This window comes from Actinomadura sp. 9N215, assembly GCF_044326345.1.
Taxonomy (GTDB): domain Bacteria; phylum Actinomycetota; class Actinomycetes; order Streptosporangiales; family Streptosporangiaceae; genus Spirillospora.
In genome coordinates this window covers 1-25,807 of sequence record NZ_JBIRBA010000037.1, presented here as the reverse complement: position 1 = coordinate 25,807, position 25,807 = coordinate 1, and the positions used below count along the sequence as shown (strand labels likewise).

The 25,807-nt window shown below is 67.6% G+C and carries 6 protein-coding genes; 3 read left to right on the top strand and 3 right to left on the bottom strand.

From position 1 onward, the window contains the following. Nucleotides 1-93 precede the first annotated feature (93 nt). The 3 genes from ACH34T_RS39495 (at nt 94) to ACH34T_RS39485 (ending at nt 4,727) form a co-directional block, all read left to right on the top strand. A complete protein-coding gene (locus tag ACH34T_RS39495; protein WP_396026120.1) occupies nt 94-1,989 on the top strand; it encodes an ABC transporter ATP-binding protein in 1,896 nt (631 codons plus the stop codon). A gap of 113 nt (nt 1,990-2,102) precedes the next feature. Further along, entirely contained in the window at nt 2,103-3,884 is a 1,782-nt protein-coding gene (locus tag ACH34T_RS39490) for an ABC transporter ATP-binding protein (protein ID WP_396026119.1), read from the top strand. Between the two features lie 105 nt (nt 3,885-3,989). Next, a complete protein-coding gene (locus ACH34T_RS39485; RefSeq protein WP_396026118.1) occupies nt 3,990-4,727 on the top strand; it encodes a hypothetical protein in 738 nt (245 codons plus the stop codon). A gap of 423 nt (nt 4,728-5,150) precedes the next feature. On the opposite strand, the gene ACH34T_RS39480 is transcribed toward ACH34T_RS39485, so the two are convergent. From ACH34T_RS39480 to ACH34T_RS39470, 3 genes are read right to left on the bottom strand one after another with little or no spacing between them, the layout of a single operon-like run. Next, entirely contained in the window at nt 5,151-6,719 is a 1,569-nt protein-coding gene (locus tag ACH34T_RS39480; RefSeq protein WP_396026117.1) for an NAD(P)-binding domain-containing protein, read from the bottom strand. A 52-nt stretch (nt 6,720-6,771) separates the two neighbouring features. After that, a complete protein-coding gene (locus ACH34T_RS39475) occupies nt 6,772-14,130 on the bottom strand; it encodes an amino acid adenylation domain-containing protein (protein ID WP_396026116.1) in 7,359 nt (2,452 codons plus the stop codon). After that, nucleotides 14,130-25,730 (bottom strand): amino acid adenylation domain-containing protein, encoded by an 11,601-nt coding sequence (locus ACH34T_RS39470; protein ID WP_396026187.1) that lies wholly within the window; start codon nt 25,728-25,730, stop codon nt 14,130-14,132. The genes ACH34T_RS39475 and ACH34T_RS39470 overlap by 1 nt, the downstream gene beginning before the upstream one ends. Nucleotides 25,731-25,807 lie beyond the last annotated feature (77 nt).

The following is a 25,807-nucleotide window of genomic DNA, read 5'->3' as shown; positions in this document are numbered from 1 at the left end:
GGTGTGGAGGTCACTCGGAGCCCGCCACGAGACGCTGCGGCGCCCGTTCGGCATGCAGAGGAACGTGCGGTGTGCCGAAGCGGGAATTGACCCATGAAGGCGGGGCTGGCAGAGCATCCAAGGGCCTCTGAACGAATCACCTTGCGTCGCGCGCCCCGGCTCATTGTCCGGGGATTGTCGTTGGCGTGGTCGGTGGGTCGCCTCGAACTCATCTTGATCAGCCTCTTCCAGGTCTTGGAGGGGCTCGGGGTATTCGCCATTCTCTGGTTGGGGCGGGACCTGCTCAACGCGATACTGGATCGAGGCCACGACCAGCTCTCCTCACTGACGGTACCGGTCCTCCTCGCCGTGCTCGCGTTCTTCTTGTACAACTCGGCGGAGCAGTTGGCGATCAACCGGAGGCAGGTGCTCGGGGAGGTCGTCGCGTTGCGGGTGATGGAGCGGGTACTTCGAGTGACTTCGTCGGTGGGACTGGCCGCATTCGACACTGAAGGATTTCACGATCGCCTGCAGAGGGTGTCAACCGGCATGGTGGGCCGCCCCGTCCAGGCCAGTCGTCCCATGCAACTTGTCCAAGGGCTCGCGGGGGTCTTGGAAGACCTCCTCATGCTGGTCGGGATGTTCGCGGTGCTGTTTGTCATCCAGCCGTTGGTGGGCTTGGTGGCGTTGCTGGTCGTCGTACCGTGGTGGCTGGGCTCGATCCGCAGTGGGGAGCAGAACTTCGATTTCGTCCGGCGTACGGCTTCGGTGGAGCGTGAGCGGGGCTATCTCTTCGAGTTGTTGACCCGTCGTGAGCCTGCTAAGGAGGTCCGCGCGTTCAATCTCGGCGAATTCCTCTATCAACGGTGGGGGCGCAGTTCAGAGAAGCGGCTGAGTGAGCTCAAGCTCAACCTCCGGCGGAGGATGAAGTCGGAGGTCCTGAGCGGACTGGCCATTTCGGTAATGATCGTGGTCGCGCTCTGCAGCGTACTGGTGTTCAACGAGGCGGACCTGACGTCGTTCGCCGACGCGCTGACGGTCGCCGCGACACTGGTCTTGATCGCCCAATCGATGACGAACGCCATCGGCTCGGCCAAGCAGTTCTTTGAGTCGGTGCCGTTGGTTGATGATTTGGCTGATTTTTTGGAGTGGGGGTCGGTTGGTGGTGGGGGGTGTTCTTCTGAGGGGGTGGGGGTTGGGTCGTTGGTGTGTTTGGGTGTGGAGGGGGTGTCGTTTTCTTATCCGGGGTCGGATCGGTTGGTGTTGACTGATGTGTCGTTGGAGATCGGTGCTGGGGAGGTGGTGGCGCTGGTGGGGGAGAATGGGTCGGGGAAGACGACGTTGGCGAAGTTGTTGTGTGGTTTGTATGGGCCGGGGTCGGGGCGTGTTGTGTGGAATGGTGGGGATGTTGCGGAGATGGATTCGGAGCGGTATCGCGAGGGTATCGCGGTGTTGTTTCAGGATTTCATTCGGTATTTGTTGCCGGTGCGGGATAATATTGCTTTTGGTCGGTATGAGCGGGCTGATGATTTGGCGGGGGTGCGGGAGGCGGCGCGGCAGGCGGGGGCGTCGGATTTCTTGGAGGCGTTGCCTGATGGGTATGGGACGGTGCTGGGGCCGGAGTTCGAGGGTGGGCGGGATTTGTCGGTTGGGCAGTGGCAGCGGGTGGCGTTGGCGCGGGCGTTCTTCCGGGGTGCTTCGTTTGTGATTTTGGATGAGCCGACGGCGTCGTTGGACGCGCGGGCGGAGTTTGAGTTGTTCGAGAGTATTCGTTCGTTGTGTGAGGGGCGGACGGTGTTGTTGATTTCGCATCGGTTCTCGACGGTGCGGACGGCGGACAGGATTTTCGTGCTGCGGGAAGGGCGGTTGATCGAGTCTGGTGGTCATGCGGAGTTGATGGCGTTGGGCGGTCATTATGCTCAGTTGTTCACGCTTCAGGCCGCCAGCTACCAGGACGAGGCACAGGAACCCGGCGGGACGACACCAGTACAGCGGCGGGGTGAGGCGTGACCGACGCGCGGCAGCAGCGGAAACCTCAGCGGCCGGGATCACGGCGACTGCCGCTCCGGCGCGTCCCGCGCCTTGTCACACGCGGGTTGACCCTCTCGTGGTCGGTAGGGCGAGTGCAGTTCTCGCTGATCGTGGGATTCCAGCTCTTGGAAGGCATCGGGATCTTCGCCCTCCTCGGGTTGGCGCGGAAGGTGATGACGGAGGTCTTCGAACGAGACGACGTCCGCCTGTCCACGGTCGTGTACACGACGAGCGCGGTCGTCGCCGTCTACTTCGCGGTCTTCGCAACCCGAGTGTTCGCCAACAATCGCAGGCAGGTCCTTGGGGAGATCGTCGCATTGCGGGTGATGGAACGGATTCTTCGGGTGACTTCCTCGGTGGGACTGGAGGCCTTCGACACCGACGATTTTCACGACCGACTCCAGCGTGCGGTGTCAAGCGCCTCCGACAAGCCGCGGGCCCTCGTCCTGGGGTTCGCCCGGACCCTGCGGGCGTTCATCGTTCTCGCCGGCGTCGCCGGTGCGCTGTTCCTGATCCAGCCGCTGGTGGCCTTGCTGGCCGTGGTGGCCGTCGTGCCGCTGTGGTTGGGCTCGATCCGCAGTGGCGAGCAGCATTTTGAGTACGTCCGCCGTACGGCTCCGGTGGAGCGTGAGCGGAGCTATCTCTTCGAGTTGTTGACCCGCCGGGGTCCGGCGAAGGAGATCCGCGCGTTCAACCTCGGCGACTTCCTCTATCAGCGATGGCACGACAGTTCGGAGAAGCGTCTGGCGGCGATGCGCGGGAACCTCAGCAGGCGGCTGCGTACCGAGGTAGTCGCGAACGTGGCGATCACCTTGTCCTTCCTCGCGGCCCTCGGCGCCCTCGTGGCACTGAACGAGGCCGGGATGATGTCGTTCGCCAAGGCGGCCACCGCGGTCGCGGCGCTTCTGGTGCTCATCCGGATGCTGACCCTTGCGATCAGCTCGACCAACGAGTTCTTTGAGTCGGTGCCGTTGGTTGATGATTTGGCTGATTTTTTGGAGTGGGGGTCGGTTGGTGGTGGGGGGTGTTCTTCTGAGGGGGTGGGGGTTGGGTCGTTGGTGTGTTTGGGTGTGGAGGGGGTGTCGTTTTCTTATCCGGGGTCGGATCGGTTGGTGTTGACTGATGTGTCGTTGGAGATCGGTGCTGGGGAGGTGGTGGCGCTGGTGGGGGAGAATGGGTCGGGGAAGACGACGTTGGCGAAGTTGTTGTGTGGTTTGTATGGGCCGGGGTCGGGGCGTGTTGTGTGGAATGGTGGGGATGTTGCGGAGATGGATTCGGAGCGGTATCGCGAGGGTATCGCGGTGTTGTTTCAGGATTTCATTCGGTATTTGTTGCCGGTGCGGGATAATATTGCTTTTGGTCGGTATGAGCGGGCTGATGATTTGGCGGGGGTGCGGGAGGCGGCGCGGCAGGCGGGGGCGTCGGATTTCTTGGAGGCGTTGCCTGATGGGTATGGGACGGTGCTGGGGCCGGAGTTCGAGGGTGGGCGGGATTTGTCGGTTGGGCAGTGGCAGCGGGTGGCGTTGGCGCGGGCGTTCTTCCGGGGTGCTTCGTTTGTGATTTTGGATGAGCCGACGGCGTCGTTGGACGCGCGGGCGGAGTTTGAGTTGTTCGAGAGTATTCGTTCGTTGTGTGAGGGGCGGACGGTGTTGTTGATTTCGCATCGGTTCTCGACGGTGCGGACGGCGGACAGGATTTTCGTGCTGCGGGAAGGGCGGTTGATCGAGTCTGGTGGTCATGCGGAGTTGATGGCGTTGGGCGGTCATTATGCTCAGTTGTTCACGCTTCAGGCCGCCAGCTACCAGGACGAGGCACAGGAACCCGGCCACCAGGATCGGCCTGCGGCGAGATCTCCTGATGAACGTGCTCCCTGATCACGCTGAGGCTGCTAATCAATTGACCGGGTAAACTGAGCGATTTCGGAGTCGCAGAGCTGTCTCTTCTGCGGCGGTCCGGACGGCCGGAGGTCGAAAGCTGTCATGACGGCTCCTTGTCTCATCTTTCTCTGGGGCCCGCCCCGCTCGCTCTCGACGGCGTTCCTGCGGATGATGTTGGAGCGCGGTGATTTTCTAGTGGTGCACGAGCCTTTTTCGAGCATCGTTGTCCAGGGGTATTTCGTTTTCGAGGATGAACCGGTGGCGGATGCCTCAGAACTGCTTAAGCTGTTCCGCGAGTATGCTCTGCACAGGCCAATTTTCGTTAAGGAGACCACCGAGTATCGATATGACGTGATCGATGACCCCGATCTCGTTTCGTCGGGTGCTCATAGCTTTATCACGCGCCATCCCCGGTCGGTGATCGCATCCCACTATGCGATGAACGAGAACGTTACCTGCCCGGAGATCGGTTTTGAGCACCAGTATGAGATTTTCAGGATGGTCTGGGACCACGATGGACGAATCCCGGTGGTCGTCGAAGCTGAGCAGCTCATGGCAGATTCATGCGGCGCAGTACGGAGATACTGCGAACAGGTCGGAATACCCTTCATTTCATCGGCTCTTTCTTGGGAACCTGGTGACCGCGCGGAATGGGGTCGGACCAGTGAGTGGCACCGTGAAGTGGCCGAAAGCAGAGGGTTCAGGTCCAGCGCCAGAATGCATCTCGTAGGGGTAGACAACAAGAGCGTGCTGCGGGCATTTTATGAGCATCACTTGCCATTCTATGAGTGGATGTGCTCCTCCTGCCATTCAACCTCTGAGGAAGGCGAGCAGAAATAACCGGACCGAAGTGCTGTGCTCGCCGCCGGGTCGCCGACCCTGGCCGGATGAATCATGCCCGCGTCTCAGACACGCACTATGAGCACGACCAATCCTCGCCCGGGAACCCCGCGGCAGCTCGCCGAACGTCACTGCGCGGCGGCAATACCACGAACTCCCCCAGTGGCGCTAGATCTGGTGCCGGATCGAGATCGCCGGGGTACCGAGGACAGCATCGACCAAGGAGAAACGTCCCGAACGCATCCCGGGGCACCAATCAACAACAGCGCACGACGCGACGATGACGGCTCAATCAGCGCCCACTGCCCGTCGTTCAAGTCCGCGGGGCACCGCCGCAGCGGAGAGACCCGGCCACCTGATGGCATCGCCATTTGTGGTCACGCAGACGCGGACACCAAGATTCATGACTTCTCAAAAACGCTCTCAGAAGGCTGCGGGCTCCGTGTTGAGTTCTGCCCGTCGGATGTGCTCGTCGAAGAATCGCGTCAGCAGGCGGCCGTGCTTGTCTGAGGAGTACTTGTTCTCCAGGTCCTCCAGCAGGTGCAACTGGTCGATCTGCCTTGTGCCGTCGAAGACGCGTGCTACGGGGTGAAGGAAAGGCGCGAGCCTCGCCCAGGAGGGGTCGGTGTCCCGCACAATGTTGAACGGATCGTCGGCTTCGGGGCCGTACTCCAGGGTGATGGAGAACCAGCGCGCGCTGGAGAGCTCGCTGTCGAGAACGTAGTCGTACGGGATGTCGGAGTAGTGCCGCAGCGTCTCGCCCCCGGCGTCAGTGATCACGTCGCAGAAGTAGCCAGGCTGCAGGAACATCGCGCTGCTCGTGTTGATCCGCCGCAGCGCCGACTCGCAGATCTTCTCCGGGACGCGTGGGACTTCCCTGGAAGCCAGGCGTTGGCCACCGTTCCGGCCGAGCAGCAGGTCGGCGAGGAAGCGGACGTTGTAGCGGAAGCCGTGGACGAACCCCGACATCGTCCGGCGATAGTCCCGCGCGTGCATCAGCGTGCCGGCGAAGAACATCCCTGGCACGTTGACCGATTCCCACTCGCTCGTTTGCGCCGGATACCTGCCGTCATGACAGGAGACCGGCCGCGCGGCCGGGGCGAAGATCGAATCGTCGAACCGGAAACCGGTGCAGGCGATCACCCGGTCGTAGTAGCGCTGGATGCGCTCGCCGGATGCGTGCGTGTAGGAGAAGTCGACGACGAGACCCCCGTTCGCGCGCCGGATCCGGGTGACGTGGGCGTCCAGCACTGCGTTCTGCGACTTCAGATGGTAGGTGTCGAGGAAGTCGTTGTTCACGGCGCGCAGGTGGCCCACATAGCGGGTCTTCCACGCGAAGCGGATCGGGTTGGGGCTGGCCAGGTGGAGCGTCGCCGCGCTCTCGGTGAGGCTTTCGGCCGTCTCGAAGGCGGAATTGCCTTTTCCGATGATGAGGACTCTCTGGTCGGTGAAGCCGGCCGGATCGGTGTCGAAGTCCCGATAGGGCTCGGCGTGCTCGATGCCGGGAATCGCGGGAAGCCGCGGAGCGCTCAGGCCGGTGCCGATGATGAGGTTCCGGGCTGAGTAGACGCGGCCGTCCTGGTCGATGGCCTCGAAACGATCGGGCTTGTCGATCCGCTCGATCCGGATGCCGAATCGCACGTCGAGCGCGAGCTCGTTTGCGTAGTCGCCGAGGTAGCGGACATAGTCGTCGGCCGCGGGGAAGTACCGCGGTGTGTAGCGGGTGAAGAGCAGGCGTTCGTCGTCGCTCAGCAGCGAGTTCCAGTCGTAGCGGAGCGCCGCCTCGGCCGACAGGCCTCCGACATGGGGCTTGTTGATCGAGATCAGCGTCCGATGACGCGGGAAGCGCCGGAAGAAGGTACCGGGTGCCTGGCCGCGCTCCAGCACGAGGTAGTCGGCGTCGGCGCGCTGGAGGTGATGAGCCAGCTGAAGATTCCCAGGTCCGGCGCCGATGAGCAGGTAGTCGATGTGGGCGGCGGCGTGGTCGGTCATGGTCGGCCTCCTCATGGGCTGCGATCGGTGGTGCCGACGGTCGTTCCGGGGGTCATCCCGTGTGGACGGTGTCGAGGCTGAGAAGCCCACGCGCTATGAGAGTTGGCTTGAGCCACTCCGCCGCCGCTCGTGCGTTGGCGTCGTCAAGGATCAGCGACTGGTGGCTTCCGGGCACGGCGGCCACGTCGACGCCTCCCAAGGCGACCTTCCGCCATTGGGAGACGAGGCCCCTGGCGTGCCTCTCCTCTTCCGGCAGGAGAATCGACACCTGTCCAGGGAACGGACGGGCGCGGTAGTCGGCCTTCGCCTCCGTGGTGGCTGCGATCACTTCGAGGCGCTGGAGCAGAAGTTGCCGGTCCACACGGGCCGGGTCCTCGGAGAAGCCCGGCTCGCAGCGGAGCGGACGTATCCATCCCGCGAGGATTGCCTGGTCCATAGCGTCTGGGGACCCGGCGCGGAACTCCCCGATGAACGATCTCACCCGGTCGGCGTGCCGCTTGGCGGATCGGGTCCTGAGCCGTGCGGGGGCGATCAGGCAGAGCATGCCCACCTCCGCTCCTACGGAGACGAGCCGCTGTGCCATCTCGAAGGCCACGATGGCGCCGACGGACCAGCCTCCGAGGAAGTAGGGGCCGGTCGGTTGGGCACTCCGGAGGGCCTCCACATAGTGCTCCGCGAGATCCTCCACGCGGTGGAGCGGCGGCTGCGCGTCGTCGACGCCCGGGGCCTGGAGCCCGATGAACGATAGCTCCGGTGCGAGGCTCTGCCCTAGCTGCCGGTAGCAGAACGGGCTTCCGCTCACCGGCGGCACGGCGAAGAAGGCGCGTTCGCTCCGTGCGTGGTTCATCGGGATCAGCGGCGGACGCAGGCGGTGGCGTTCGCCCTGCTCGTCGATCACGACGGCCAGATCAGCCAGCCTGGGCGCATCGAAGACGGCGCCCAATGGAAGGTCGACATTATGGTGCGCGCGCAACCGGGCGACGAGGTTAGCGGCGAGTAGTGAGTGGCCGCCCAGATCGAAGAAGTCGTCGTCGCGCCCCACCTGCTCGATGCGCAGCACGTCGCGCCAGACGTCGGCGAGCATGTGCTCGGTCAGCGTGCGGAGTTCGCGGCGTCCGCCGGTGCCGGCGGGGGTCGCCGCGTTCGCGTCCGGCAGCGCCCGGCGGTCGACCTTGCCCGCGGTCGTCCGGGGAATCCGCGCAAGATGCACGAAGAGCGACGGAATCGACGGGCCGGGCAGACGCTGTGCCAGGTGTGCGCGGACTTCGCCGGCAGAGGGAGGCCGCTCGGGATCGGCGCTGACGAGGTATGCAGCGAGGCGTTGGCCACCACCGGGGTCATCGCAGGCGGCGACGGTGCCATCGGCGATCTGGGGGTGCGCGGCCAACGCGGCTTCGATCTCTCCGGGCTCGATTCGGTGGCCGCGGATCTTCAGCTGGTCGTCGACCCTGCACAGGAACTCCAGGGCGCCGTCGGCAAGCCAACGCACCTCGTCGCCGGTGCGGTAGAGCCGGGACCCGTCGGCGGCGAACGGGTCGGCGACGAACCGCTCAGCGGTGAGTGCCGGGCGGTTACGGTAGCCGCGCGCGAGGCCGAGCCCGCCGATGAACAGTTCTCCGGGCACTCCCCTGGGGACCTGCTGGAAGTGCTGGTCGAGCACCCTGACTCGTGTGTGGGGCAGCGGCCTCCCGATCGGCATGGTGGGGGTGATGGGCGGGACGAGCGAACGGTAGGTGGTCGCACCGATCGTCGCTTCGGTTGGCCCGTAGTGGTTGTGGAGAGTGATGCGGTTCCGGTCGGCGATCTCATGCAGGCGGACGGCCAGGCTCCGCGGGGTCGCCTCGCCACCGAGCACCAGGGCTTTCTCCGGCAGCACCTGGACGGGGTCGTCGGTGGTGGCGAGCAGCGCAGCCAGGTGGGTAGGGACGATTTTGAGGAACTCGACGCGGTGATCTCTCATCCGTTCCCCGAGCCGTACCCCGTCGCTGAGCACCTCGCCGTCGAGCAGGTGGAGTGTGCCGCCCTGGGTCAGGCATCCGAACAGCGTCGTGTTGGCGAAGTCGGCCGCCGGCGAGTGAGCCATGGCGTAGTTGGCGGCTGGTCTCAGGCCCAGGGCGCGCACGGCGTGGTGGACGTAGGTTGCCAGGTTCTGACGTGTGACGGTCACCGCCTTCGGCTGACCGGTGGACCCCGAGGTGTAGACGAGATAGGCCCCCGCCGCCGGGGCGGCGGCCAAGTCCGGCGGTGTGGTCGCCAGCCGTTCGAGCTCCATCCGCTCGTCCGGATCGTCGAGGATCAGTGGAGGATTCGGATGACCGGGGAGCTTGTCCGCGAGCCCGTCCGTGGTGATGATCACGCTGGCGGCCGAGTCGCCGAGCTGGAACGCGAGCCGGGCGAGCGGCGCGTCGGGGTCCAGGGCAAGGTAGGTGCCGCCTGCCCGCAGCACCGCGAGCACCGAGGCGACGAGATCCGCGGTCTGAGGCAGGAAAAGCCCCACCACCGACTCGGGGCCGATGCCCATGGCGCGCAAGCGATGGGCCAACCGGTTGGCTTGTGATTCCAGGTCACCGTAGGACAACGCTTCGTGCTCGGTGACGACGGCAGGCCTGTGTGGCGCCTCCCGGACCCGCGCCGAGATCCACTCGTGGACGCCTCCTGGCCGAGGAGGGGTTTCGCCGGATCCGGCGGCCCAGCCGGAGATCTCCGACAGGTCGTCCTCGCACAGCAGGGGAAGCCCGCTCACCGCTGCGTCGGGGTTCCGGGACATGGCGACCAGCAGCGTCGTGAAGCGGTGGACCAGCCGCTCGATCGTCTCCTGCTCGAACAGGCTGGCCTGGTAGAACATCTCGCCCTGGAGTTCACCGCCGACCTCGGTCAACGCCAGCCGGAGATCGACCTTCTCGCTCACCGGTGTCGTCGGGAAGTCGCACTGCGACAGGTCGGCGAGACTCGGCCGACCCGCCGTGCCTTCCGCGACGGCGTAGTTCATGATCACTTGGAACAGCGGGTGCCGGCGCCGGTCGCGATCCGGCTGAAGTTCCTCGACGAGTTGCTCGAACGGAAGGTCCTGGTGCGCATAGGCGTCCAGCGCGACTCTTCGGACGCGCGCCACCACCTCCTGGAAGGCCGGATCACCCGAGAGGTCCGTGCGGAGCGGCAGGATGTTGATGAAGGGCCCGATCAGGTCCTCGACCTCGGGTCGGCCGCGGTTGGCCGTGGGAGAGCCGACGATGACATCGCTTTGGCCGCTGTGCCGTGCGAGCAGCGCCTGATATGCGGCGAGCAGCGTCATGAACATGCTCGCACCCGCACGGCGGCCGATGCGGCGAAGCCGTTGTGTGATCTCGGCATCGATGGTGAAGTCGACCTTCCCCGTGGCCGATGCCCGGGTGTCGGGACGAGGCCGATCCGTCGGCAGGTACAGCACTGGAAGATCGGCGAGCTGGGTGCGCCAGTAGTCCAGATGCTCCTGGAGCCGCTCCCCGGAGTAGACCTCGCGCTGCCAGGCGGCGTAGTCGGCGTACTGGACGGCAAGCTCGGGCAGTTCGGGTCGTCGGCCTTCCTGGAGCGCGGTGTACAGCTCGGAGAGCTCCGTGAGCAGGACGTTCGCTGACCATTCGTCGAAGGCGATGTGGTGCACGGTGAGGGCGAGCACATGGTCCTCCTCCGACAGACGCACGAGGCGGGCGCGTAGTAGAGATCCCGCGCTCAGGTCGAAGGGGCGTTGAGCGTCTCCGTCGACCAGCCACCGTGCCTCGGCCTGGGCCCGGGCCGCCGGCATCCCGCTGAGGTCGGAGACGGGCAGCTCGATCGAAGGGACGGCCCGAATGATCTGCTGCGGAGCGCCTTCCTCGTCCGCGGTGAACTCGGTGCGCAATACCTCCTGACGGGCGACGATCGCCCTCAACGCGTCGCGTAGGAGGTTCAGATCGAGCCGACCGGTCAGGTGCAGTGAGAGCGGCACGTGGTACTCGGTGCCCTCGGGTTCGAGCTGGTTGAGGAACCAGAGGCGCTGCTGGGCGAAGGACAGCGGCAGCGGGCCGTCATGGCCGACCGTCGTGATCGGCGGCCCCGCGTCAGTGCGGGGTGCGGCGTCGATCGTGGAGGCGAGCGCCGTCAGGGTCGGATCGTCGAAGAGCATGGCGATGGACAGGTCGATGCCGAGACGATCACGGGCTCGCGCGACGACCCGGGTGGCGAGGAGCGAGTGCCCGCCGAGCGCGAAGAAGTCGTCGTGCCGCCCGATCCGGTCGACGTCCAGAACCTCCCGCCAGATCTCGGCAAGCACCTGTTCGGTGGCGGACGCGGGCTCGGCGAAAGCGGCGGAGAGGGCGGGGCGATCCGTTCGGGGGGCGGGCAGCGCACTGTAGTCGATCTTGCCGCTGGTCGTGTGAGGGAGTTCGGGGAGCCAGACGAACGTGGCCGGGATCATGGCGTCCGGCAGTCGCGTGCGGAGGAAGTCCCGGACCTCCTCGACGGTGGGCGGCCGAAGCACGTCCGTGGGCACGGCATACGCGACGAGGCGGGGACCAGCGGGATCCTCCGAACGCGCGACGACGGCCGCGGCACGTGTGAGCGGATGGCCGGCGAGCGCGGCCTCGATCTCACCGGGCTCGATGCGGTGACCGCGGAGCTTGATCTGCCGGTCCACCCGGCCGAGGTACTCAAGCCGGCCGTCGTGGCGCCAGCGGGCCTTGTCACCGGTCCGATAGAGGCGGGCTCCGTCTGAGTCGAACGGGTGGGCGACGAAACGCTCGGCGGTCAGAGCCGGACGGTTCGCGTATCCGCGTGCGAGTTGACGCCCGCCGATGAACAGCTCTCCGGGAACGCCGATGGGGACCGGGCGCAGCCGCTCGTCCAGCACGAACGCCGTCGTGTTGGCCACGGGGACGCCGATGGGCGGCGCGTGGTCGATGTCCGGCGGGCAGAACTCGGCGGTGACGTCGATCGAGGCTTCTGTGGGGCCGTAGAGGTTGTGCAGCCGCATCCGGTGACCGAACCGCTCGTAGCAGCGGCGAGCGAGTGGGCCGGGCAACGCCTCTCCGCTGGCCACGATCAGGCGCATCGCGCCGGGGCCGGCTGAGGGCGCCTCGTCGACGTACCGGCCGAGCATCGAAGGCACGAAATGGGCGACCGTGACCCGGTTGTCGATGATCAGGCGGGACAGCGCCGCGGGATCGCGGTGCCGCTCGGGTTCCGCGACGACCAGTGTGGCGCCGGCGAGGAGCGCGCAGCAGAGCTCCCAGAGCGAGACGTCGAAGATGAGCGGGGTCTTATGCAGAATTCGGTCGGCGGGGCCGAATCCATGGGCTCCGACCTGCCAGAGAAGCCTGTTGGCGAGGCCGGCATGGGACACGATGACCGCCTTCGGCGTGCCCGTGGAACCCGAGGTGTAGATCAGATAGGCGGCGTTCTCGGGACGCACGCGGACGCGGGGCGGCGAGGAGGGCGGCCACGAGAGATCGTCGATGAGGACGACACCCGTCCCTTGCGGGACGGTCGGGGGACGAGCGGCCCGGGTCGTAAGAAGCACGCGTGCGTCGGCGTCCGCGAGCAGGCAGCCGAGCCGTTCCGGCGAATCGTCCGGGTCGACCGGCAAATAGGCGGCCCCGGCCTTCCACACCCCCAGAAGTGCGGCAGGGAGGTCGGAGCATCGCCGCATGCATACCGCGACGACGGTCTCCGGGCCCGCTCCCAGCTCATGAAGGTGGTGGGCGATACTGTCGGCTCGCCGGTCCAGTTGCCGGTAGCTGAGCTCCCCGTCCGCGGCGACCACCGCTGTGGCGTCGGGGGTGTTCTCGGCCTGCGCCGAAACCAGCTCGTGCACCAGTCCGGAGGGCGCGGGCGCGACTGGACCGCGGCCCCAGACTGACAGTCGTTCCCGTTCCGTGTCCGACACCAGAGAGATGGCCCGGAGGGGCCGGTCAGGGTCCTCGGCGGCAGCGACCAGTAGTGCGACCAGATGATCCGCCATCCGGCTCACCGCTTCTGGGGTGAGCCATTGACCGCTGTACTCGAAACAACCGCCGAGAGCTCGGCCCGAGTCCACGAACGCAAGCCCCAGGTCGGATTTCGTGATGCTGGGCTCAGGTGATGGAGGAGCGTCGAGCATGGCTCCTGCGGGGCCCTCGTCGTCCACGGCATAGGTGAACAGGACGTCGAAGAACGGGGTTCGAGCCGGATTGCGCTCGGGCCGCAGGGCTTCCACCAGGTGATCGAACGGCAGATCCTGATGAGCGAAGGCGCCCAGCACGGTCTTGCGGCCGCGGGCCAGGAGTTCGGTGAAGCTCGGGTCGCCGGAGAGGTCGGCGCGGAGCACCAGGGTGTTGACGAAGAAGCCGATCAGCCGCTCCGTGTCGGGGTGGGTCCGGCCCGCGATCGGGGTTCCGACCGCGAAATCGTCCTGGCCGCTGTACCGGGCCAGCATGGCCTGGAACGCGGCCAGCAACGTCATGAACATGCTGCCGCCTGCCCGGCGGCTGATCTCGCGCAGCCTGTCCGCCGTCTCCGCTGGGACGATGAACTGGTGCAACGCGCCCACCGGGTCGCGATGCGCCGGACGGAGGCGGTCGGCGGGCAACCGCAGGGGCGGCAGATCGGCCAGCTGCGTGCGCCAGTAGGTCAGCTGCTGTTCGAGGTAGTCCCCGGAGATGCGGTCTCGCTGCCAGGCGGCATAGTCGGCGTATTGGATCGGGAGGGCCTCCAAGGGGGACGGACGGCCAAGCCGAGAGGTCTCGTACAACGTCGAGAGCTCGTCCAACAGGAGGTTCTCTGACCAGTCGTCGAACAGAATGTGGTGCAGGACGATTCCCAGCTGGTGCTCACGGTCGCTGATCCGCATGAGGTGGAAGCGGAGCAAGGGTCCTTTCGACAGATCGAATGGACGCCAGACGTCACGCAGGACCCTCCGGTCCGCCTCGCCGCGAGCTTCGGCAGGGGGGAGATGGGTCAGGTCGTAGACCGTCAGATCGACGGGCGTCGGCGCATGGACGACCTGTCTCGGGACGCCGTCCCGGCTGGGGAAGGTGGTCCGCAGGATCTCGTGCCGGGCGATGATCTCGTTCAGCGCCCGGCAGAGTGCGTCGTGGTCCAGGTCCCGGGGCGCGTGCCACTTGACGGCGAGGTTGTACTCGGTCTCATCGGGCCGCAATCGATCGAGAAACCAAAGTCTCTGCTGGGCGAACGACAGGGGCAGGACTGCGTCCCGGGAGCAGCGAGCGATGTGGTCCGCAACGGGCGCCGCCTCGGCCTGACGGAGCAGGGCAAGGATCTCTGCACGGTGCGTGCCGAAATCTCTCCGCAGTTCGGGGGTGAGGGCCCCCTTGGGAGCTCGGACGTGGAGTCGGTCGCCGTCGCGCCGGACCTCGACGCCGAGGGCGCGGAGACGGGTGAGTAGCTCGAGGGCGGTCACTACAGCTCCATCTCCTCGTAGTCATCCGTGCCGTCCGCCTGCCGTCCGCCCTGCTTGATCCAGGCGAGCGTGTCGATCGTGGCGGCAAGCTCCGCCAGCGTGGGTGCCTCGAAGATGGCCGCCACCGGGAGTTCCACCATGAGGCGGCTGCGGACCCGGCCGATGATCTGGGTGGCCAGGAGGGAATGGCCGCCGAGTTCGAAGAAGTCGTCGTCGGCGCCGACGCGGTCGACGGGAAGGAGCTCCTGCCAGATGCCCGCGAGGGTGTGCTCGGTGGACGTGCCTGGCGGGCGGTGCGGGGCGTTGAGCTCCGGACGCACTGCCGGGGGCGCGGGGAGGGACCTGCGATCGATCTTGCCGGTCGCTGTGCGGGGGAGGTCGGGAAGCGTGACGAAGACCGTCGGGACCATGTGGTCGGGAAGGGCGCTTCTGAGATGGTCGCGCAGCTCGCGCCCCCTCGGTTCATGCCCGGCGGTGACAGTCAGATAGGCGACCAGGCGGTCGATGCCGTGGTCCGGGCGGACGACGACGGCCGCCGTGGTCACGCACGGGTGAGAGGTGAGGGCGACCTCGATCTCCCCCGGCTCGATGCGATGGCCGTGCAGGTTGATCTGCTGATCAGTGCGGCCGAGGAATTCGAGCCGTCCGTCGTTGTGCCGACGGGCCAGGTCGCCGGAGCGGTAGAGGCGCGACCCGTCCGAGGCGAACGGGTCGGGGACGAAGCGTTCGGCGGTCAAGGCGGGGCGCCCGTGATAGCCCCGGGAGAGTCCAGGTCCGGAGACGTAGATCTCGCCGATCAGCCCCGCCGGGGCCGGGCGCAGGTGCGGGTCCAGGACGTGGACCCCGCTATGGGGAAGGGCCCTGCCGATGGGAACCGACCCGCTGGAGGGACCGCCGTCCGTCGTCTCCTGCCAGGTGCTGTCGACGCTGGTCTCGGTGAGCCCATAGGTGGTGAAGAGACGAGTACCCGGCAGCAGCCTGCGGGTGGGCTCGACGTGCGCGGCCGGCCACAGGTCGGCGGCGACGATGAGAACCCGCAGTCTCGGGGGTGCTTCCGGATCGAGGTGGTCGCGGAGTTCGGTGAGTTGGTGCGGAGTGGTCTCCAGGGCGGTGATGTCGTTGTCCACGATGAGTTCGGCCAGGCGGGCGGCGTCAAGCCCGCGGCGATCGGGACCGACATAGAGGGTGCCGCCAGGGGCGAGGGCACGGACCCAGTCGCCGGTGAACACGTCGATTCCGAGGTTGGCGGTGTTGAGCCAGATGTCGGTCGGACCGAGGTGATAGCTGATGGACCAGGCGTGGTAAAGCTGCACGAGGTTGCGGTGCGTCCCCAGGACTCCCTTGGGGCTCCCGGTCGATCCCGACGTGTAGATCAGGTAGGCGCCACTGTCGGGATGCGCCCGTAGCGGGGGCGGCGTGCCTGGGAGAAGGGCGAGTTCGGCGCGGCGAGACTGGTCGTCCAGCGATACCACCGGTATGTCGGCGGTGAACCGTTCCCGCAGGTCGGTCGTTGTGATCACAAGCCGTGCCCCGCCGTCACGGAGCAGGTAGTCGATCCGGTCGGGCGGGGAGTCGGGATCGACCGGCAGATAGATCCCGCCGGCTTTGAGCACCCCCAGGATCGCGGCGACCGTCTGCACGCCACGGCCGAGCAGCAGCGCGACCATCGATTCCGATTCCACGCCGAGGTCTCGCAGGAGATGGGCGAGCCGGTTCGCCCGCGTTTCGAGCTGGCCGTAGGACAGTTCTTCTCCATGGGCACTGACCGCCGTCCGCTCCGGCGTGGCCGTCGCGTGCGCCGCCACCAGCTCGTGGATGAGGGCGCCCGGTGGGGCGTCGGCTGAGGGCCCGGCGCCGAGGGCGAGCAGACGGGCGATCTCCTCGTCCGGCGTCATGGCGATCTCGCTGACGCGCTGGCCGGGTTCGGCGACGAGTTCCTCCAGCAACACCGAGAAGTGAGTCGCCAGCAGGTCGATGGTCTCCGGATCGAACAGCACGGTGCTGTACTCGAAGCCACCGAACAGCTGCCCGTCAGATTCGGCGAGGTTCAGCGTGAGGTCGTACGGGGTCGCCGTGTAGGTGAACGGGAAGCCGCAGGCGTCGACACCGACCAGGTCGGCGCCGCCGCGGACGTCGGCCGGGGGAGTGACGCCATAGGAGAACATGACCTGGAAGAGCGGGTGGCGGGCGAGGTCGCGTCCCGGCCCGAGGGCTTCCACGAGACGCTCGAAAGGAAGATCCTGGTGGGCGTAGGCGTCCAGCGCGGTCGATCGAACCCGGGCCAGGAGCTCGGTGAACTCCGGATCGCCGGAGAGGTCCGTGCGGAGCACCAGGGTGTTGACGAAGAACCCGATGAGGTCCTCGGTGTCGGGGTGTGTGCGCCCCGCGACCGGTGTTCCGACAACGATGTCGTCCTGACCACTGTAGCGCGCCAGAAGTGCCTGGAAGGCCGCCAGTATGGTCATGAACATGGTGGTACCGGACGCGTGGCTCAGGGCGCGCAGCCGGTCGGTCAGCTCGGCCGGGACGACGAAGGGCCGCACCGCGCCGGCGGGATCCCTCAACGTGGGGTACGGCCGGTCCGTCGGCAGCTCGAGGGCGGGCATATCGGCGAGCTTGCCGCGCCAGTAGTCCAGCTGGCGCTCGAGCACCTCGCCCGAGAACCAGGTGCGCTGCCAGGCGGCGTAGTCGCCGTACTGGATCGGTAGTGTGTCGAGTGGTGCGGGGAGACCTTCACGGAAGGCCCCGTAGAGCGTGGACAGCTCGCGTGTGAGGATGCCGGCCGACCACTCATCCGAGGCGATGTGATGCAGGACCAGCGCCAGCACGTGCTCCCGCGCGCCGAGCCGGAGCAGGCGCGCGCGTAGCGGGCCTGTGGCGGCCAGATCGAAGGGAAGGGCTGCTTCCGCGTCCACCCGCCGCCTGGCCTCGTCGCGGGCCTCTTCCGGTGTCAGGCCGGACAGGTCGGTGATGGGAAGTTCCACCGTCGCCGCGGCCGAGACGGTTTGCATGGGAATCCCGTCCGGGGTGGGTGCGACGGTCGTGCGCAGCACCTCGTGCCGGGCGACGACCTCGTTGAAGGCCCGTCGCAGGGCTTCGGCGTCCAGCTCGCCTTCCAGGAGCATGGCGGTGGGAAGGTTGTACTCGGCGCTCTCGGGTTCGAGCCGGTTGAGGAACCACAGCCGCTGCTGCGCGAAGGACAGGGGGATCTGCCCGGTGCGATCGATCGGGGTTATCGGTGCCAACGGTTCCGTGCGCGCCGAGTCGTCCACGCGGGCGGCGAGGGCGGCCAGAGTTGGGGCGTCGAACAGCGCGGCCACGGGAAGGTCGACGTGGAGCAGGGACTTGACCCTCACGGTGACCTGGGCGGCGAGCAGGGAGTGGCCGCCGAGCCCGAAGAAGTCATCGTGGCGGCCCACCCGGTCGAGGTGGAGAAGGTCTCGCCAGATTTCCGCCACCGCCTCCTCGGTGGGCGTGGCCGGGGGCTGGTGGGCCGCGGTGAGGACGGGGCGTGCCTCTCCGGGGCTGGGGAGAGACGTGCGGTCGACCTTCCCACTGGCGGTCAGCGGCAGGGTGTCCATGACGACGAAGGCGGCGGGGATCATCCATCCGGGCAGCCGGGCTTGGAGGAAGTCGCGCAGTTCGCCGCCGGTGGGCGCCCGGCCGCCGGCGACGGCGGCCACGTACGCGACCAGCCGCGGATCGTCCGTGCGCGCACGGTGTACGACGACGGCCGCCGCGCCGACGTCCGGGTGGGTGCTGAGGACTTGTTCCACTTCGGCTGGTTCGACTCGTTGCCCACGGATCTTCACCTGGTGATCGAGGCGGCCGAGGTAGCCGAGCTGGCCGTCTTGCCGCCACCGGGCCACGTCGCCGGTGCGGTACAGGCGTGAGCCGTCTCCTGCCGGGTCGGGGACGAATCGTTCGGCTGTGAGGGCGGGACGATCGTGGTAGCCACGAGCCAGCTGCATGCCGCCGATGCACAATTCGCCAGGCACGCCGATGGGGACGGGGCGAAGGCCTCGGTCCAAGACCACGGCGGTGGTGTTGGCGACCGGGGCACCGATGGGAGGTGTCCCGTCGGCGGTCAGGACGTCCGGTGACGCGGTGACGTCGATCGACGTCTCAGTGGGGCCGTACAGGTTGCGCAGTTGCAGACGTTCGCCGAAGCGCTCGCGACAGCGCCGGGCCTGCGACGCCGAGAGCGCTTCGCCGCTGGTGACGAGGAGCCGGAGACCTTCGCACTGCCCGTGGGCGACGGCCTCCAGGAACGGACCCAGCATGGACGGCACGAAATGCGCCACCGTGACCCCGGCGACGGTGATCGTCTGGCAGAGCGCGACCGGATCACGATGCTCGCCGGGCCCCGCCATCACGAGCGTGCCTCCGACCAGGAGGGGGCAGCACAGCTCCCACAACGAAACGTCGAACGTCGCCGGAGCCTTGTGCAGGATGACGTCCGCGGAAGTGAGGTCGTGGGCGTCGATCTGCCAGCGCAGCCGGCTCAGCAGGCCGGAGTGTGGCACGGTCACCGCTTTGGGGGTGCCGGTCGACCCGGAGGTGTAGAAGAGGTACGCGGCGTTGGCCAGGTTCACCCGGGGGCTGGGCGAGGAGACCGGGGGCGTTCCGCCGTCTTCGTCGACGATCACTCGCGGTGGCCCGGCCTCCGGCAGCCGTCCTCGCAGACCCGTGGTGGAGACGATGGCGTGGGCTTGGCTGTCGCCGAGTTGGTAGGCCAACCGCTCGGCAGGATCATCCGGGTCGAGTGGGAGGTAGACGGCACCGGCCTTCCAGACGGCCAGCACCGCGGCGATGAGATCGAAGCCGCGGGGCAGGAAGACCGCGACGACGCGTTCGGGGCCGGCCCCCAGCGCCCGCAGCCGGGCGGCCAGGCGATCAGCGTGCTCGTCGACCTCCCGGTAGGTGAAGTGCCGGCTGTTGGCGACCACCGCGGTGGCGTGCGGGACGGCCGCGGCCCGCGCCGCGATGAGTTCGTGCACGGGTTGATCCGGCAGTCGCAGGAGAGGGCCGGTGCCCCACTCGGTCAGTTGCCGCAGCTCGGCCGGCGACATTGGGTTCAGCTCGCTCAATCTGCTGTCGGGGGCCGTCGCCACGGCCGTCAGGAGAGCGACGTAGTGCCGGGCCAGTCGCTCGACGGTGCTTTGGTCGTAGAGCCCGGTGCTGTAGACGACGGCGCCTTCCAGGGTGTCGCCGCCGGCCTCGGCCATGTTCATGGTCAGGTCGAACTGCGTGACGGTGGGAGCGATGGGGTAGCCGCAGAGGTCGACGTCGTCCAGTACCGTCTCGCCGATCCGGTCGCTGCCCGCGTCGAAGGTGAACATGACCTGGAACAGGGGGTGCCTTGAGCGGTCACGCTCCGGCTGGAGCACGTCCACGAGGTGTTCGAAGGGCACGTCCTGGTGCGCGTACCCCTCCAGCGCGGTCTTTCGGACCTGTGCCAGCAGGTCCGTGAACGTGGGATCGCCGGACGTGTCCGAGCGCAGGACCAGGGTGTTGACGAAGAACCCGATCAGTCCTTCGACATCCGGATGGGGCCTGTTGGCGATGGGGGAGCCCGCGGCGACGTCCTCATCCCCGCTGTAGCGCGACAGGAGAGCTTGGAAGGCGGCGAGCAGCGTCATGAACATGCTGGAGTCGGCCTGAAGGCTCAGCGCCCGCAGCGCGCGGCCGACCTCGGCGGGGACGGTGAAGCCCAGTGTCGCGCCGGCCGGGTCGCGGACGGCGGGGCGGGGGCGGTCCGTCGGCAGCTGCAGTGGGCGCAGGTCCGCCAGCTGGCCACGCCAGTACTCCATGTGCCGATCGAGGGTCTCGCTGGACCATCGTTCGCGCTGCCAGGCCGCATAGTCGGCGTACTGGACCCGCAACGGGGCGAGGGCGTTCGGCCTGTCCTCGCGGAACGCCGCGTAGAGCTCGGCGAGCTCGCGGGTGAGGACGCCGATGGACAACTCGTCGAACGCGATGTGGTGCACGGTGACCACGAGTACGTACTCGTCGCCGGGCTGGACGATCAGTCGTGCGCGCAGCGGGGGCATCCCGGCGAGATCGAACGGCCGGGTCGCCTCGTCTTCGAGAAGCCGCCTGGTCTCGTTCTGTGCAAGCTCGATGGTCAGGGCGCCCAGGTCGGTGGTCGTCATCTCCAACGGTCTCTTCGGATGGACGACCTGGATGGGCTCTCCGGCCTCGGACGCGCTGATCGTCGTGCGGAGTATCTCGTGCCGGGAGATGATGCCGCCCAGTGCCCTTTCGAGAGCTCCCGCATCGAGGTTTCCCGACAGGTTCATCGCGATCGGGATGTTGTACTCGGCGCTGGCGGGATCGAGCCGGTGCAGGAACCACAGCCGCTGCTGCGCGTACGACAGGGGGAGCGGCGCGTCACGGTCGGCCGGAGCGATCGGTGTCAGCGGCTCCGTCCGTGCGGCGGCGTCGGCCGCAGCCGCGAATTGTCCCAACGTAGGGGCCTCGAAGAGCGCCGCCACCGGCAGCTCCACGTCGAGCAGCGCGTGGAGCCTGGTCATGACCTGGGCGGCGAGCAGGGAATGGCCGCCCAGTTCGAAGAAGTTGTCGTGCGCGCCGATCCGCTCGACGCCGAGTACTTCGCGCCAGATCTGCGCCAGCGCGGTTTCTGTAGGCCCTGATGGCGGGAGATACGCAGGTCCGGGGGCGCGCCGCGCGGCGTCCGGTTCGGGCAGTGCCGCATGGTCCACCTTGCCGCTGGCGGTGAGGGGCAGTTCCTCGAGAACGAGGAACGCCGCCGGTACGAGCGATTCGGGAAGCCTGGCCTGAAGATGGGCCTGCAACTCCGACACGGCCGGAGGCTCGGTGTCGAGGGCGGGAACCAGGTAGGCGACAAGCCGTTCGTCCCCGCTCTCGGCGGCCCGCACCGCCGCCACGGCGGCGGCGACGCAGGGATGCTCGGTGAGCGCGGCCTCGACCTCGGCCGGCTCCACCCGGTGGCCGCGGACCTTGACCTGGCCGTCGTTGCGGCCGACGAACTCCAGTTGCCCGTCGGACCGCCACCGCACCAGGTCTCCGGTGCGGTAGAGCCGACCGCCGTCGGATGCGAACGGGTTCGCGACGAAGCGTTCGGCCGTGAGAACGGGCCGGCGGTGATAGCCACGCGTCAGCTGTCCACCGCCCACGTAGAGCTCCCCGACGACGCCGGTCGGCACTCGCCGCAGATGGGCGTCGAGTACGTGGCAGGTCGTGTCGGGCAGAGGTGTCCCGATCCCAATGGCGGGCTTCGAGGCGTCCGGACACCTGGCGATGGTCGCGCAGACGGTGGTCTCGGTCGGGCCGTAAGCGTTGAAGAAGCGGGAAACAGCTTCGCTCCAGCGGGCCGCGGTGGTGTCCGGAAGACGCTCGCCTGCCGCGACGACCGTGTGCAAGCCAGGCGCCTGCTCGGGATCCAGAGCGCCCAGCATGGTCGGCGGAAGAGTGGCGACGGAGACACCATGCCGAGTGAGGTGGCGAGCCAGCCGATCCGGAGAACGGCGACGTTCCGCGCCCGCGACGACCAGGGTCGCGCCGGCCGTCAGCGCCATGCTCGTTTCCCAGATCGAGGCGTCGAATCCAGGGGAGGCGAATTGCAGGACCCGGTCGGAGGGAGAAAGGTCGAACAGCCGGTGTTGGGCATTAGCGAGGCGCGCCAGGCCGTGGTGGGTGGTGGCGACGGCCTTGGGCTTCCCGGTGGATCCTGAGGTGTAGATGAGGTACGCGGTGTTGTCCGGCTGCGCCCGTACGTCCAGCGCCTCACTCTCGTGCTGCGTGATGGCGGCCCTGGTGGCGCCGTCGTCGAGCAGAACCAGCGGAATGGGTTGATCGGGAAGCCGCTCGAGCAGCTCTGAGGTCGTGACGAGCAGGCTGGCCGCCGCGTCGCGGAGGCAGTAGGCGATGCGTGACATCGGGTATTCGGGATCGACCGGCAGGTAGGCGGCGCCGGCCGCCCAGATCGCCAGCTGGGCGGCGACCAGGTCCAGGCCGGGCTCCAAGCAGACTCCGACCACCGTTTCGGGGGCCGCACCGAGGTCGCGAAGATGCGCGGCGAGCCCGTTGGCTCGTGCGGCGAGTTCGGCGTAGGTGAGTCGCTCCTCGTCTTCGATCACGGCGATCGCCTCGGGAGCCGTCTGAGCTCGCGCGCCGATCAGCTCGTGGACGAGTCCTGGTTCGGCGCGCTCGCTTCGCGGCCCCCTTTCCCATTCCGCGATCCGGTCCCGTTCGGCTGCGGGCAGAAGCGAGAAGTCACCGAGTCGCCGGTGCGGATCCGCGGCGATGCCCTCCAGGAGGGCGGTGAAGTGTGCGGCCAGGCGATCGATCGTCGCGGGGGAGAAGCGGGCCGCGTCGTACGACAGCGCAAGGTGCAGCGGGACGCCGGGACCGATGGCCACGGTGAGCGGGTAATTGCCGTACTCGATCACCGAGCTGCCGCACACCGTCAGGTTCGAGGTGTCCGTACTGGCCGGCGCGTCCGCTGAGGGGACCTCGGGTTCGCTCGGAGAGACCGTCGGATAGTTCTCAAAGACGAGGAGCGTGTCGAAGAGTGGTGTGTTGGGAGGAAGCGGGCTTTGGGCCTGGATGTCGACGAGCGACGTGTGCTGGTGATCCTGCTGGTCGAGCTGCTGGCGCTGAAGGGCTTCGAGGAAGTCTGGGAGCACCGTGTCGGGAGTCGCGTCGGCGCGCACGGGGATCGTGTTGATGAACAGGCCGATCATCTCCTCCGCCCCGGGCAGGGACGCCGGCCGTCCTCCCACCGTGGCTCCGAAGCAGACGTCGTCGCTTCCCGTGTAGGCGGCGATGAGCAGGGCGAGGGCGCCCCGCATCACGGTGTTGACCGTGAAGTCGTGGGCGCGGGCGAAGTCGGCCAGTGCCCGGCTCGGTGTTTCCGGCAGCGCCCAGCCGTGAGTGCCGTGCTCGGTTGAGGAGCGCGGCGGGTCGAGTGCGAGCGGCGTCGCTTGACGGAATCCGGCGAGTTGCGAACGCCAGAAATCCAGATGGCGTGCGCGGCCTTCGTCCTGCTCGCGGAGCCAGGCGATGAAGTCGCGATACGGACGGCGTCGCGGTGCGGAGACGGTGCCCTGAGCCGCCAGCGCGCGGTAGCCCTCGAAGAGCTCCGAGGTGAGGAGCTCCATGCTCCAGCCGTCCAGCAGCAGGTGATGCGCACTGAAGATGAGCAGGTGATCGGCGTCCGTGCGGCTCACCACGATCAGGCGGGCTGCCGGCGGGGCCGCCAGGTCGAGACCGCGTGCACGATCCTCATCGAGGAGCTCGGCGAGCCGGCGACGGCACTCCTCCGGCGACAGGCCGGTCCAGTCGTGCGCGGTGAAGGGAATCTCTGCCCGAGCGGAGACGAGTTGCAATGGCCGCCGCACGCCGCGGTGACGGATCGCGGTGCGCAGGACCGGATGGCGGTCGACAAGTCCTTGGAATGCCGTGCGGAACAGCTCGTGCTCGAGCGTGCCTTCGAGCTCGTGCAGGACCTGCTGGACGTACAGGCCGCTGTCCGGCTCAAGGAGCGTATGGAAGTGCATCCCCTGCTGCATCGGTGCCAGCGGATAGGCGTCCTCGATGACGAAGGGCGTGGTCGCGGTGAGGTGGTCGATTTCCGACTGGGTGAGTGAGGCCAGGGGGAAGTCGCTCGGTGTCGCGGACCCGCGGGGGGCGGCCTCCACGTGATCGACGACCGTGCCGAGGGCATGTGTGAGATGGTCGGCCAGGGCCTTGATGCTCGCCGACCGGTACCGGGTGGTCGGATAGGTCACGCTCAGCCGTAGCCGGCCGTCGCTGATGACCGCGCTGATCTCCAGCAGATGCGGCAGCGGGGTGTCGGGATGCAGATCGGGCCCGGTCTCCCCGCCGAGATGACGGAACACGGCCGCCGACGCGCCGCCGACCGCGCCGAGCTCGGCGACGGACTCCGCCTCCGTGCTCCACTCGCGTGCCGGTTCGTCTCGTCCGTGGTAGTTGAAGCCGATCTGTGGCTTCGGCAGGGTGCTGAGCCGCCGGCGTGCGGCAGGGTCGGCGAGGTAGCGGAGTACGCCATGGCCGAGACCGTCGCGCGGGACGGCGCGCAACCGCTCCTTGACCGATTTGATCACCGTTACCGGATCGGTGTTGGCGGGAGCTTCCAGTACGACCGGCGAGAGGGTCGTGAGCCAGCCGACGGTCCGGGTCAGGTCGACGGCACCGCTGTGGGTGCGGCCGTGGCCTTCCAGATCGACGAGAATCCGGCGGGCGTTCGCCCATTCGCGCATGGCGATCGCGAGCGCGGCCAGTAGCAGATCCCGGGTTTGGGCTCTGTACGCCGCCGGGGCGCTGCGCAGCAGCGTTTCGGTCTTGTCGGCACCCAGGGAGAATCCGTAGGTGGCCGTCGTCGCGACTGTGGCGGGTCCGGTGTCGTGGTCGACGGGAAGCGGATCGGCGTCGGCCCGTTCAGGAGCGGTCCAGTGGTCGAGCTCCGCCAGGGTGTCGGCATCGTGGGCGAGATCCGCGAGATGGTCGGCCCACCGGCGAATCGAGTCGGTCCGGGCCCCCAGGTCGACGGGCTGGTCTTGGACGAGCTGGCGACAGGCGCGGGTGAGGTCCTCGATGAGGATCGTCCAGGAGACGGTGTCGACCGCCAGATGATGGATGACGATCAGTAGCCAGGCGGGTCGGTCGGCGCCACGGTCCAGCAGTTCCACCCGAAGGATCGGCCCGTCGTCAAGACTCAGGCTTCGCTGCGCTGCCTCGGCGATGCGGATCAGGCGGATCCGCTGATCGGCGTCGCACTGGCCAGAGAGCCGATGGTGCGTCACCGAGGGCTGTTCACCGGGTGACGCCACCGACAGGTGCAGCTGGTCGGGATAGCCGGAGGCGCGCAGACGCAACGCATCGTGATGGTCCGCCAGAGCCGCGATCGCTCGTTCCAGCAGATCCGGGTTCAGGGGACCTGCCGATTCCAGAAGGGCGGTCTGATTGAAGTGCTCGGGGTACGGAGTCGTGAGGTCGGCCCACCAGTGGTGGATGGGGAAGAGGCCGGTCGGGCCTATGAGCGGCTCCTGATCCGCCTGAGCCGCCTCCCCGGTTCCGGCCGCCGAGGCGAGGTCGGTGACCCTCGGGAGCTGGAAGAGTTGCGCCGGGGTTAGGTGAAGCCCTTCGGCCCGTGCTCTGGTCACCACCTGGATGGCCAGGATCGAGTCGCCGCCGAGATCGAAGAAGTTGTCGTGCACGCCGACGTGGTCGAGGCCCAGGACCTCTTCCCAGATTGCCGCGAGGGTTCGCTCCGCGGAAGTGGACGGGGGCGCGTAGGCCGCGGTGAGCCGGGGCCTGGCCGTGGGCGCGGGCAGGGCACTGCGATCGATCTTGCCGCTCGCGGTCAGCGGAAGGGCGTCCAGGAACACGAACGCCGCCGGGACCATGTATTCGGGAAGCCGGTCGACGAGGTGAGCGCGGAGTTCGTCGGAGGTGGGGACGTGGCCGGAGCGCGTGGTCAGATAGGCGATCAGACGCTGGGCGGCGTCGGGCGCTTCGCGATGTGGGATGACGGTGGCGGTGTGGATGTTGGGGTGGGTGGTGAGTGTTGTTTCTATTTCTGTTGTTTCGATGCGGTAGCCGCGGATTTTGGTTTGGGTGTCGGTGCGGCCGAGGTGTTGGAGGTGTCCGTTGGGGTGTTGGCGGGCGA

Excerpts from the sequence above, each read along its gene's own strand:
- ACH34T_RS39480 (WP_396026117.1), bottom strand. The coding sequence starts at position 6,719 with ATGACCGACCACGCCGCCGCCCACATCGACTACCTGCTCATCGGCGCC.
- ACH34T_RS39485 (WP_396026118.1), top strand. The coding sequence starts at position 3,990 with ATGACGGCTCCTTGTCTCATCTTTCTCTGGGGCCCGCCCCGCTCGCTC.
- ACH34T_RS39495 (WP_396026120.1), top strand. The coding sequence starts at position 94 with ATGAAGGCGGGGCTGGCAGAGCATCCAAGGGCCTCTGAACGAATCACC.